This is a genomic window from Companilactobacillus metriopterae (assembly GCF_002762335.1).
GTDB lineage: Bacteria > Bacillota > Bacilli > Lactobacillales > Lactobacillaceae > Companilactobacillus > Companilactobacillus metriopterae.
In genome coordinates, this window is record NZ_CP024610.1 from 88930 (window position 1) to 101071 (window position 12142).

Genomic DNA, 12142 nt, shown 5'->3' on the forward strand with positions numbered 1-12142 from the left:
TTTCTTAAAAAATTCTTAACATTTATAGTAAACAACAAAAAAAGACTATGATTTCATAGTCTTTTTTCTATCTATTCGAAATGTACGCCGTTTCCTGCTAGGATCCATTCTGTTGTTGTTACTCGATAGTATGTATTTCCTGCACTATCTTTTCCAACTTTGTCAGTTGCCCATGCTGTTCCACCGGCAACACTTCTTGTTGAAGCTACTCCATCGATAGTAAACAATGGATAGACAAATCCTGGTGTATCTACAGTTACGACATGAATTCTTGGTAGATCTGTGATTTCATTTATAGCTGTTGACTGCTTGCCTTCAGAGAATGTGATATCTTTAGCATCAATCCACTCATTTGTAGCAACACGATATTGTTTGTCACCTTTTGAATTTTCTCTAACTGTATCAGTTGTTTCCACCTAGAGCACGGTTGGCTACTGGTTTGTTTTCTCCATTAACAAGTGTGTAGTAATCTTTTTTACCAGTAGTTACAATTCCTGAAACTGAACTTTCTTTCCAGGCTGAATCTGTTGTTTCTGGTTCTTCTGGATCTGTAGTATCAGGAGTTGTTGTTGCATCTACAACTGATATTTTTCTTACGAAATGCATTTCATTTTCTGCGATACTTGCGATTTTATCACTGGCTGTCACAGAGAAACCTTCTTCGTTTAGCAATACTCTCTTAATAAGTGACTTAACTTTGTCGTCATTTACACTTACTGTAACATTTTGATAATAAGTAGCATTGTTTTTAGTAAACTTAGAAAATTTACCTATTGGGCTAGTAAGTATACCTCTACCAGTATTTTTGACTGCTTCTGCTTCAGTTGAGTAAATCTTACCCATATCTACCTTGGCATTAGTTGCTAGTCCCTTTTTATTTAAGACAACTTTTAAATCTGATTTTTTAGGATCCATTACGCTCTTGATTGATGATCCCACTCCAACCTTTACAGGAGAAGTGTAACTAACATTCATTTCTTTGAAATCTGTAGCTGCTACTTCTGATAGTGTTGAATATTTCAATTCAGCAGATTTAGCAATTGACTTACCCTCTGAATCTAGAAAATTAATTGTAACGTAAAAACCTTGTTTTGCTTTATCGATGTTTTTAATATCATCTAGGTTAACAACTTTTTTAGTTTTGTCGATACTTCTAACTGATAGCTGAACTTTTACATTTTTTTGATCCAAAAATTTTACAGAAGCTGTTTCTGATAGAGCAGCTTTTTGAAGTTTGAATAGATCTGAATCTTTAAGAGTTTCAAATTTAATAGTATTTGAAACACCATTCTGATAACTATCAATCAATCCAGATTTTAATAATCCATGCAATGCTGGAACTGTTTTCAATCCGTATTGACTGGCTAGTTTGGCATTAACTTTACCTATTTCTGTAGGTAAATCTTTTTTGTCGTCATGTCCCCATGTAGGTATTAAAGAATAACTATCTATTGTTTCATTATTAACTTCTGTAGTTTCTGATGTAGGTTCTTCCACATCAGCTTTGACGTTAAGTACTGGTAGTGCGGCTGATACTGATGTCAACACTACGGCTACAATAGTGTATATCTAATACTTCTCTTCATAATTAAAAAATTCTCCCTAAAATATATTTCACTTTATTTATGTGAACTTTTTAAAATTACGAAGAATGTCTTATTTTTTTGTGAAATAAAAAAAGACTGCATAAGCAGTCTTTTTAATTATTTAAATGTTACTCCATTACCAGCCATGACCCATTCATTTGTAGATACACGGTAGTATGTATTTCCAGCTGCATCTTTACCTGTCTTATCAGTAACCCATGATGTTCCACCGGCTACATATCTCGTTGATGCTCCACCATCTGTTTTGTATAGAGCATATACAAATCCTGGTGTTGCTAGATCAACAACGTGTGAACCTGATAGATCAGTGATACTTGTGATTGCTGAACCTGATGTTGATGAACCATCTGAAAATGTTACAGATGAGGCGTCAATCCATTCGTTTGTAGCAACACGATATTGTTTTTGACCTGCAGCGTTTGTGCGAACAGTATCAGTTCTCCATGATGAGTTACCTGATAGAGCACGGTTAGCAACAGCATCACCATTGTCATTTACAAGTGTGTAAATAGCATTGCTTCCTGTTGTAACAGTACCTGAAATTGATGTTGTGTTCCATGCTGTAGATGGAGCAGCAACAGTAACAGCTCTAACAAGTCTGAATGTTACAGATTTTGATTTAAGATTAATATTTAAGTTGTCAGCATCTGCTTCAGAACCATTTACCATCAATGCGTAATCTTCGTCACCGTCAGAAACTTTAGTCATAAGATTGATCATTGCTTGACTTGTAGATGTTACATTAATTGTTTGGTAGTAAGTTGTTCCTACTGTATCCAATGTAGAAGCTGTTACTTCTTTTGAACTTGTAGCATTGTAGGCAGCTTTTTCAGTTGTGTATAACTTACCAGTTGTATTTGTAACATTTGATACTGTATTTCCATTGTCATCAGCAATGTATAGATCTGTAGCAATACCTTGTAATGAAGCATTAGTTGTACCAGCTGCTACAGAATATGGTGATGTGAATCTAGCATTAAGAGATTCGTTATCATCTGTATCAATTTGTGATGAAGGTGAATAAACTAGAGCTTCATCTCTAGCAAACATATCTCCTTCATCTTTACTAGAATAACTTATGTTCATCTTGTATCCCTTTTTGTATACAGATGCAGAAGAAGTAGGGGAAATGTCGTTACCGTCTAAATCTGTTAGGGTAAATGTCATGTCAATTTTTTCTAATTCGTTACCACCGAATATACTTTGAATCAAATTTAGCAATGCATTACTTGAAGCTGTAGAACCAGTTGAGGGTGCTGTTTGTAATTTACCCATTGAAGAACTATAAAATTGTTTTGCATTTATTTTATATTGAGCATGACCATCTTCATCTTTTACTGTTGAATTTCTAAGAACTGATGGAGAAGGAACAGATGTTAAATTATATTGATTAACTAGTGAACCATCTACTGCTTTTGCTAAAGTGTAATCATCTGAAGATTTTTCACCAAGACCCAATTGATTCTTTATATTATCAATAATAGTATCAAAGCCATCAAAAATACTCTCTGTAGTGGCTGTTGATTCTGTATTTGCAGTATCTTGTGTTGGTGTTGTATCTGTATTTTTTGTTGATGTTGTTACAGATGAAATTGCGTCTGTTGCTACATCAGCTTGTGCGACTGTTGTTAAAATTGGTGTTGAAATTAGCACTGTTGCTGCTAATGTTGAAGCCAAAATTGTTTTCTTCATGTTTTTAATCTCCCTAATTATAGGTATATTATTTTACCTTACAAGCTAAATTATAGTAATAATCATCACAGCATACAATATATATTTAAAAATGATAATTAATTTTAATATAAATGAAATTTCCTTCTTATTATAAAAATAAAAAAACTACTAAAGAATATTCTTTAGTAGTTTTTGTGTATTTATATAATTAATTATTTAAAAGTAACGCCATTTCCAGCCATGACCCATTCTGTTGTAGATACGCGGTAGTATGTATTACCTTCTGCATCTTTAGCAGTCTTGTCTGTAAGCCATGATGTTCCACGAAGTGTTACATCTTCAGCCTTAACATATTCACCTGTAGCAACACGATAATATACTTGACCAGTTGCGTTGTTTACGCGTTTTGTATCTGTCTTCCACCCTGTACCCTGAGATAGAGCACGGTTAGCAATTTGCTTGCCATTTACATCGTATACGTGAGTAACAATTGTATCATTTGATAGGTTAACAACTGGTGTGTCAACGATATCATCGATCTTTGTTTCTGTATAGTTATCCAATGTAACATTGATCTTACGAGTAACTGTCACTGTGTTATTTATCTTGTCCCATACTCTGTTCAAGATATTTCCTGAATATTTTTGACCGTTAACTGTAATTTGGTCCATGTTGTTCAACAATGAACAATGCTGAGTATTCTGTTCTATTGAACTTGATTGTCATCTTTTGTGTAACTACTCCAGCTGTTGTAAGTGTTGAAGCACCTAGAGTTGTACCTAGAATATCAGTACCTTTGAAGAATGTTGAAGTAACATCTTGAGGTGTAACTGTTTCGCCCAAGTTATTCTTGATTGTTAGTGGGAACTTACCATTTGTATAGAAATCAGATTTTGATTCACCAACAAATCCATCAACTGGTGTAGCGTAATTAATGTTTAGTGCGTGTGATACTTGAGTAACACTTGTTGTCTTTGCAGTAACTGTCTTGTCTAGTTTCTTACCTGCAAGACTGTATGGTGTAAGATCTCTTACGATTTGTTCATTTGACCATAATGCGTGATCTTTGATTGTTTGCATTGCAAAACCAACGATACGGTATTGGACTGAACCACCGTTTTGACCAGCAGCACGCATTTGACCGATCCATTCTGAAGTAGACATTCCTACTGGAGGAACAACTAGGAATACGATTTCGTTCAATCCTAGAGTAACATCACCATCATTTGAAAGTGATTGGAATTGAGGATGAACTGGAGCAAGGATATCTAGGATATCAACTCCTGCTGTAAGTCCTGTTCCTGTGAATGAGTATGTGAATCTATTGTTTGTCATAGCAGCTGTACTTACAGCACTCTTCAAGAAGTCAGCTCTTGATGAGCTATTGTAATCTCTAAAAGTAGCATCAAATGTATTGTAAGCATCTAGCTCTGTGGCTGGATCCATAGTAGCTTTGGCTGTTTGAGATGCTGATGGTAATTCAACTCCCATCATTGGTGTTGCTAGTGGAGCAACTGCTAGCAATGTAGCTGCAGCAATTCCTGCGTATTGTATAGATTTTTTCATTATAGAAAAATCCCCCTAAAAATTATCCAACTAGAAATTGAACAATTTTCATATCCCATATATTACATAAGAATATATACTTTGAAAAGGTTTAGAAAATAAAATAATATTTTTATTAAAATAAGAATTTTCAGACATTTTATCTGAAATTCTAAAAAATTATTGAATTATTATCGGATTATTCTAATAAATTGATAAATTATAATAAAACAAAATATTTCATTCATAACAATTAAAAAATCAGTTAATAGACTTGAAAATTAAGTTAATTTGATAATACGAGCATGATTAATAATTTCTATATATATTATTTAAGAACTAAATTTATTTAGACAATAAAAAAAGACCGCCAAAGGCGATCTTTTTTATCAAAACGAATTAGCTAAAGTTAACACCGTTTCCAGCCATTACCCATTCGTCTGTAGCAACACGGTAGTATGTGTTACCTTCTGCATCTTTAGCAGTCTTGTCTGTAATCCATGATGTACCACCAGCAACATTACGTCCAGCTTGTGAACCTGCTGCTGTGTATAGTGGATATACAAATCCTGGTGTGTCTAGTGATACTGTGTGTGAACCTGTTAGGTCAGTAATATCTGTTAATTCTGAACCTGTTGAAGGTGTTGTTGTCTTGCCACGAAGAGTTACATCTTCAGCCTTAACATATTCACCTGTAGCAACACGGTAGTATACTTGACCAGTTGCGTTGTTTACACGTTTTGTATCTGTAACCCAACCTGTACCTTGTGCCAATGCACGGTTAGCAATTTGGTTACCGTTAGCATCGTATACGTGAGTAACGATTGTGTCGTTTGATAGGTTAACGATTGGTGTGTCAACGATATCATCGATAGCTGTATCTGTGTAGTTATCAGTTGTTACGTTGATTTGACGTGTAACTGTAACTGTGTTGTTTACTTTGTCCCAAACTTTTGTCAATAGTCCACCTGAGAAGTTTTGACCATTGATTGTGATTTGATCCATGTCATTCAATAGTGCTGAGTATTCGTTACGGTTGAACTTGATTGTCATCTTTTGTGTAACTACTCCAGCAGTTGGTAATGTTGATGCGTCAAGTGTTGTACCCAGAATGTCAGTACCCTTGAAGAATGTTGATGTAACATCTTGAGGATTTACTGTTTCACCCAAGTTATTCTTGATTGTTAGTGGGTATTTACCATTAACGTTGAAGTCTGTCTTAGGTTCACCAACATAACCATTAACTGGTGTAGCATAGTTAATGTTTAGTGCGTGTGATTTTTGGATTGTTGCTGATGTTTTAGCAGTAACAGTCTTGTCTAGTGAGTGATCGTTTAGCTTGTAAGCTGGGAATGTGTTAACAATTTGTTGGTTTGACCATAGAGCGTGGTCTTTGATTGTTTGCATTGAGTAACCAACAATACGGTATTGAACTGATCCACCAGTTTGTGCAGCGGCGAACATTTGGTTTTGCCATTCTGATGATGTCATTCCTACTGGAGGAACAACTAGGAATACGATTTCGTTCAATGCTAGTGTAACATCAGCATCGTTTGTAACTGATTGATATTGTGGGTGCAATGGCTTAACGATTCCGTTAGCTGCCCATTGACCTGAATATGTCAAACGGTTGTTTGTTTCTGCTAGTGCAAATCCTGCACCGTAAGCAAAGTCTGCTTGTGTAGCATTGTTGTAATCTTTCCATGTTGCATCGAATACGTTATAAGCGTCTTCTTCTGTAGCAGGATCGAATGTAGCTTTAGCTGTTTGTGTTTGTGTTGGTACAGTTGCGTTCATAACTGGTGCTACTGCAGGTGCTACTGTAAGTAGAGTTGCGGCTGCGAAACCAGCGTATGTAATAGATTTCTTCATTAGAGAAAATCCCCCATAAGTTTTTAGATATTTTTAATATAGTCAAAATGATTCTTTTAACTAGTACGATACTTATAATAACTTATTTTGATCATTTTGGAAAGCCAAAATTTAATCTATTTGTATTTTTTTAACAATTTCATAAAAAATAAGCTATTTTTGACATTTTATAGAAATAATATAATTGTATTTTAACAAAAAAAGAAACCACCGAAGTAGTTTCTTCCTATTATAAATGAATACTTATTATTGAGCGTTACGAAGAGTTACATCTTCAGCCTTAACATATTCACCTGTAGCAACACGGTAGTATACTTGACCAGTTGCGTTGTTTACACGTTTTGTATCTGTAACCCAACCTGTACCTTGTGCCAATGCACGGTTAGCAATTAGCTTACCATTTGCATCGTATACGTGAGTAACGATTGTGTCGTTTGATAGGTTAACGATTGGTGTATCAACAATATTGTCGATAGCTGTATCTGTGTAGTTGTCAGTTGTTACGTTGATTTGACGTGTAACTGTAACTGTGTTGTTGATCTTATCCCATACTTTACTGAACATGTTGCTATTTGCAGCAAATGTTTGTCCATTGATTGTGATTTGATCCATGTCGTTCAATAGTGCTGAGTATTCGTTACGGTTGAACTTGATTGTCATCTTTTGTGTAACTACTCCAGCAGTTGGTAATGTTGATGCGTCAAGTGTTGTACCTAGAATGTCAGTACCCTTGAAGAATGTTGATGTAACATCTTGAGGATTTACTGTTTCACCCAAGTTATTCTTGATTGTTAGTGGGTATTTTCCACCTTGGTAGAAATCAGATTTTGATTCACCAACATAACCATTAACTGGTGTAGCATAGTTAATGTTTAGTGCGTGTGATACTTGTTGTGTAGATGCAGTCTTAGAAGTAACAGTCTTGTCTAGTGAGTGACCATTTAGCTTGTAAGCTGGGAATGTGTTAACAATTTGTTGGTTTGACCATAGAGCGTGATCTTTGATTGTTTGCATTGAGTAACCAACAATACGGTATTGAACTGATCCACCATGTTGTGCAGCAGCGAACATTTGGTTTTGCCATTCTGATGATGTCATTCCTACTGGAGGAACAACTAGGAATACGATTTCGTTCAATGCTAGTGTAACATCAGCATCGTTTGTAACTGATTGATATTGTGGGTGCAATGGCTTAACGATTCCGTTAGCTGCCCATTGACCTGAATATGTCAAACGGTTGTTTGTTTCTGCTAGTGCAAATCCTGCACCGTAAGCAAAGTCTGCTTGTGTAGCATTGTTGTAATCTTTCCATGTTGCATCGAATACGTTATAAGCGTCTTCTTCTGTAGCAGGATCGAATGTAGCCTTAGCAGTTTGTGTTTGTGTTGGTACAGTTGTGTTCATAACTGGTGCTACTGCAGGTGCTACTGTAAGTAGAGCAGCGGCTGCGATACCAGCGTATTTAACAGATTTTTTCATCGGTAAAACCCCTCTTAAGATAATTTATTGAAATAGTTGAATATGTTGTTAATCAACTACCGATGAAAACTATATTACTATGATTATTTAGCTTTGCAATGTTATTAATAAATACATAACCTTCTCTTAACATTTCTGTAACATAATATTTGTTAATCAATTACCTCATTCTTTATATATAGTTAGGTATAGGATTAATAGTTAATAATTTGAAAAATTAATAACAAAAAAAGACTACTTTACGTAGTCTCTTTTTTTGTAACTATATTAAAAGAATTATTTAAAAGTAACACCGTTTCCAGCCATTACCCATTCTGTTGTAGATACACGGTAATATGTGTTACCTTCTGCATCTTTAGCAGTCTTGTCTGTAACCCATGATGTGCCACCAGCAACATTACGTCCAGCTTGCTTGCCTTCTGCAGTGTATAGAGGATATACAAATCCTGGTGTATCCAAATCTACTGTGTGTTTGCCAGATAGATCAGTGATATCTGTTAATTCTGAACCTGTTGAAGGTGTTGTTGTCTTACCGCGAAGAGTTACATCTTCAGCCTTAACATATTCACCTGTAGCAACACGGTAGTATACTTGACCAGTTGCGTTATTTACACGTTTTGTATCTGTAACCCAACCTGTACCTTGTGCCAATGCACGGTTAGCAATTAGCTTACCATTTGCATCATATACGTGAGTAACAATTGTGTCATTTGACATATTTACGATTGGTGTATCAACGATGTCATCAATCTTTGTATCTGTAAAGTTATCTAAAGTAACATTAATTTGACGAGTTACTGTAACTGTATTGTTTACTTTATCCCAAACTTTTGATAGTAGTCCACCTGAATATTCTTGACCATTGATTGTGATTTGATCCATATCATTCAATAGTGCTGAGTATTCGTTACGGTTGAACTTGATTGTCATCTTTTGTGTAACTACTCCAGCAGTTGGTAATGTTGATGCGTCTAGAGTTGTACCTAAGATATCAGTACCCTTGTAGAATGTTGAAGTAACGTCTTGAGGTGTAACTGTTTCACCCAAGTTATTCTTGATTGTTAGTGGGTAAAGACCGTTCATGTAGAAGTCACTCTTTGATTGGCCTACATAACCATCAACTGGTGTAGCGTAGTTAATGTTTAGTGCGTGTGATACTTGTTGTGTAGATGCTGTCTTAGCATAAACAGTCTTGTCTAATGAGTGACCATTTAGCTTGTAAGCTGGGAATGTGTTTACGATTTGTTGGTTTGACCATAGAGCGTGGTCTTTAATTGTTTGCATTGCGTAACCAACAATACGGTATTCTACTTGTCCACCGTGTTGTGCAGCAGCGAACATTTCATTTTGCCATTCTGATGATGTCATTCCAACAGGAGGAACAACTAAGAATACGATTTCGTTCAATTGTGCAACAACATCAACGTCATTTGTAACTGATTGATATTGTGGGTGCAATGGCTTAACAATTCCGTTAGCTGCCCAGTCACCTGAGTATGTCAAACGGTTGTTTGTTTCTAATAGTGCAAATGTTGCACCGTAAGCAAAGTCTGCTTGTGTAGCATTGTTATAATTTTTCCATGTTGCATCAAAAGCATTGTAAGCATCTTCCTGTGTAGCAGGATCAAATGTAGCTTTGGCTGTTTGTACTTGTGATGGTAATGCATTCATTACAGGTTGTACAGATGGTGCGATTGCGATAAGTGCAGCTGTGGCAACACCTGCATAAGTAATAGATTTTTTCATGTGAAAATCCCCCAGAGATTTTTATTTAGTTATTAATTTAATCAAAGTTAAGTGATTAATTAATATACTCTTAGAATACAATGGTGAGAATAAAAAATATATAGATGTCGTTATATTGAAATATATCTTAATTAACCTGTAACTTTCTGTTACAAGCCCGTAATATAGGCATTTTGATTGACAAATTTCAGTTTACTATTAAGTGAATCAACAAAAAAGAGGTACAGCATAAGCTGCACCTCTCAAAATTTTAATTAATCAATTAAAATTATTTACCAAAAATTCCAGTTACGAAATCTACACCATAACTTAGAACATTGCTAACAGTACCACCGATAAATGGGTTTAGGTTAAAAATTGTAAACATATTTATATATCCTCCAATTTATATATTTGCAAAAATATATTGCATTAACACATTTTATCATATCTTTTTACAAACTTAAATATAAAAAAGAGGTACTATCTACTGGTTAGATAGTACCTCTTTTTTTATAACTATTAATTAAAACAAACCACCAAAGATTCCTTTAATGAAATCTACTCCGTAGCTTAATGTGTTTGATAGTGTACCTAAAAGAAATGTAAACATAATATAAACTCCTCTAAAATTTATTCGTTAAGACGTTTCCCTAACGTAACTTAAGATTATCATAATTGAGAATATTTTTTTCTAATTTCACCAACATGTAACTTAATTGTTACATATATAAAATATTTTTTATATCAATTGATTAATGTCATTGTTTTTCGGCATCTTTATGCTTTATTCCAAATGAGAAATAAACAACAAGCCCTATTATAAACCAGCACAATGCATATAATTTAGCCTCATTATCTAATCCCCAGAATACCAACAATGATCCTAAAAATGCTAGGAATGGCATAACTGGGTAAAATGGCATTTTAAATCCTGGTTCTGCCAAGTCCACCCCTTCACGTCTACGTAATGGGTAAATACCCAATGAAACAAACATAAACGCAATAAGCGTTCCAGCTGATATCAACTGTGCTAAGAATGCGAATGGACAAAATGCTCCTATTACAATAGCAACTATGGCAATAGTCCAAAGAGCATTATTAGGCAGATTACGTTTATTTAGTTTACCTAGAGATTTAGGTAACATTCCATCACGACCAAAGGAATAAAGTAATCTTGATCCTGCCATCATCATACCAATCAAAGCTGTGAACATCCCTAATACCGCTACCGCTTGAACAACACTAGCTACAATTGGGTGTCCTGCATGACGCAATGCCCAACCCACTGGTTCTGCATTATTTGCATATGAAGTATAGTGGAACATTCCTACAAGTACTAACGCCACTGCGACGAACAATGTTGCTGCAATAACTAGTGATCCAATAATTCCACGAGGCATAGTTTTTTCAGGATTCTTTGCTTCTGCAGAGTTAGCAGCAATTGAATCAAATCCAATATATGACAAGAATATCATTGAAACACCAGCGTATATTCCTTGCCATCCACCAAATGTTGTACCATCACTATTTACGTGATAAGCAGGAACCAAAGGAATATAGTTTTTAACTTTGATAGCTGTTGCACCAACAACTATAAATACTAAAATTGCTACAACTTTCATAACCACCAAAATATTTTCAACTCGGGCTGCCTCACTAACTCCATATGATAGTAGAAAGGCTACTAAAGCTATAACTAAAATTGCCACAATATCGACGAAACCACCATTAACACCAATAGCATTGGACAAATAATTAGGTAGTCCTATCCCCATTGGGGCTAGCAATCCTCGTAAATTAGCCGAGAGTCCTGATGCAACAAAGGCTAACGCAATAAAGTATTCCGCCAGTAAAGCCCATCCAGCTATCCAACCGAATACTTCCCCAAATATTACGTTAATCCAAGAATAAGCAGATCCTGCAAATGGCATAGATGAAGCCATCTCAGCATAGGCAAAGGCTACTAACCCAGCAACAACTGCGGCAATCAAAAATGAAAAAATCACTGCAGGTCCTGCATGTTTTGCAGCCACTACACCTGGCAATGTAAAGATAGATGTTGAAACAATTGTACCAACCCCAAGTGATAAGAAATCTTTAACGGTAAGTACCCTCTCTAGATTTGAATCTTTATCTTCATATCTAGTAGGATCTTCTTTTCTAAAAATACGTTTAAAAAAATCCCCCATAGTTAATGTATCTCCTCTTTTATTAAATTACTTCTAATAATAACAGAA

General features: G+C 35.2%; 9 protein-coding genes. All 9 read right to left on the reverse strand.

Features of this window, described 5'->3' with window-relative positions:
- Positions 1-71: 71 nt before the first annotated feature.
- Positions 72-416, reverse strand: a complete 345-nt coding sequence (locus tag CS873_RS00500) for a hypothetical protein (RefSeq protein WP_099973940.1) — start codon at positions 414-416, stop codon at positions 72-74.
- On the reverse strand, positions 403-1545 hold the full coding sequence (locus tag CS873_RS00505; protein ID WP_099973941.1) for a hypothetical protein: 1143 nt from the start codon (positions 1543-1545) through the stop codon (positions 403-405). Before CS873_RS00505 ends, CS873_RS00500 begins: the two co-directional genes overlap by 14 nt.
- A 158-nt stretch (positions 1546-1703) precedes the next feature.
- Positions 1704-3299: a hypothetical protein gene (locus CS873_RS00510; RefSeq protein WP_138108114.1), complete on the reverse strand. Its 1596-nt coding sequence runs from the start codon at positions 3297-3299 to the stop codon at positions 1704-1706.
- Positions 3300-3493: 194 nt separating this feature from the next.
- On the reverse strand, positions 3494-3952 hold the full coding sequence (locus tag CS873_RS00515; RefSeq protein WP_099973943.1) for an SLAP domain-containing protein: 459 nt from the start codon (positions 3950-3952) through the stop codon (positions 3494-3496).
- Positions 3933-4847 carry a hypothetical protein gene (locus tag CS873_RS00520; RefSeq protein WP_099973944.1) on the reverse strand — a complete coding sequence of 305 codons (915 nt, stop codon included), beginning with the start codon at positions 4845-4847 and terminating at the stop codon, positions 3933-3935. Before CS873_RS00520 ends, CS873_RS00515 begins: the two co-directional genes overlap by 20 nt.
- A 378-nt stretch (positions 4848-5225) precedes the next feature.
- Complete coding sequence (locus CS873_RS00525; protein WP_099973945.1) at positions 5226-6698, reverse strand: SLAP domain-containing protein; 1473 nt, start codon at positions 6696-6698, stop codon at positions 5226-5228.
- Between the two features lie 246 nt (positions 6699-6944).
- On the reverse strand, positions 6945-8177 hold the full coding sequence (locus CS873_RS00530; RefSeq protein WP_099973946.1) for an SLAP domain-containing protein: 1233 nt from the start codon (positions 8175-8177) through the stop codon (positions 6945-6947).
- A 276-nt stretch (positions 8178-8453) separates the two neighbouring features.
- Entirely contained in the window at positions 8454-9923 is a 1470-nt protein-coding gene (locus tag CS873_RS00535) for an SLAP domain-containing protein (protein ID WP_099973947.1), read from the reverse strand.
- A gap of 740 nt (positions 9924-10663) precedes the next feature.
- A complete protein-coding gene (locus CS873_RS00540) occupies positions 10664-12094 on the reverse strand; it encodes an APC family permease (protein ID WP_099973948.1) in 1431 nt (476 codons plus the stop codon).
- Positions 12095-12142 lie beyond the last annotated feature (48 nt).

Bases quoted from the DNA above. Each gene is read 5' to 3' on its own strand.
- CS873_RS00525 (WP_099973945.1), bottom strand. From the start codon at position 6,698: ATGAAGAAATCTATTACATACGCTGGTTTCGCAGCCGCAACTCTACTT.
- CS873_RS00535 (WP_099973947.1), bottom strand. From the start codon at position 9,923: ATGAAAAAATCTATTACTTATGCAGGTGTTGCCACAGCTGCACTTATC.
- CS873_RS00515 (WP_099973943.1), bottom strand. From the start codon at position 3,952: ATGGACCAAATTACAGTTAACGGTCAAAAATATTCAGGAAATATCTTG.
- CS873_RS00520 (WP_099973944.1), bottom strand. From the start codon at position 4,847: ATGAAAAAATCTATACAATACGCAGGAATTGCTGCAGCTACATTGCTA.
- CS873_RS00510 (WP_138108114.1), bottom strand. From the start codon at position 3,299: ATGAAGAAAACAATTTTGGCTTCAACATTAGCAGCAACAGTGCTAATT.
- CS873_RS00530 (WP_099973946.1), bottom strand. From the start codon at position 8,177: ATGAAAAAATCTGTTAAATACGCTGGTATCGCAGCCGCTGCTCTACTT.
- CS873_RS00540 (WP_099973948.1), bottom strand. From the start codon at position 12,094: ATGGGGGATTTTTTTAAACGTATTTTTAGAAAAGAAGATCCTACTAGA.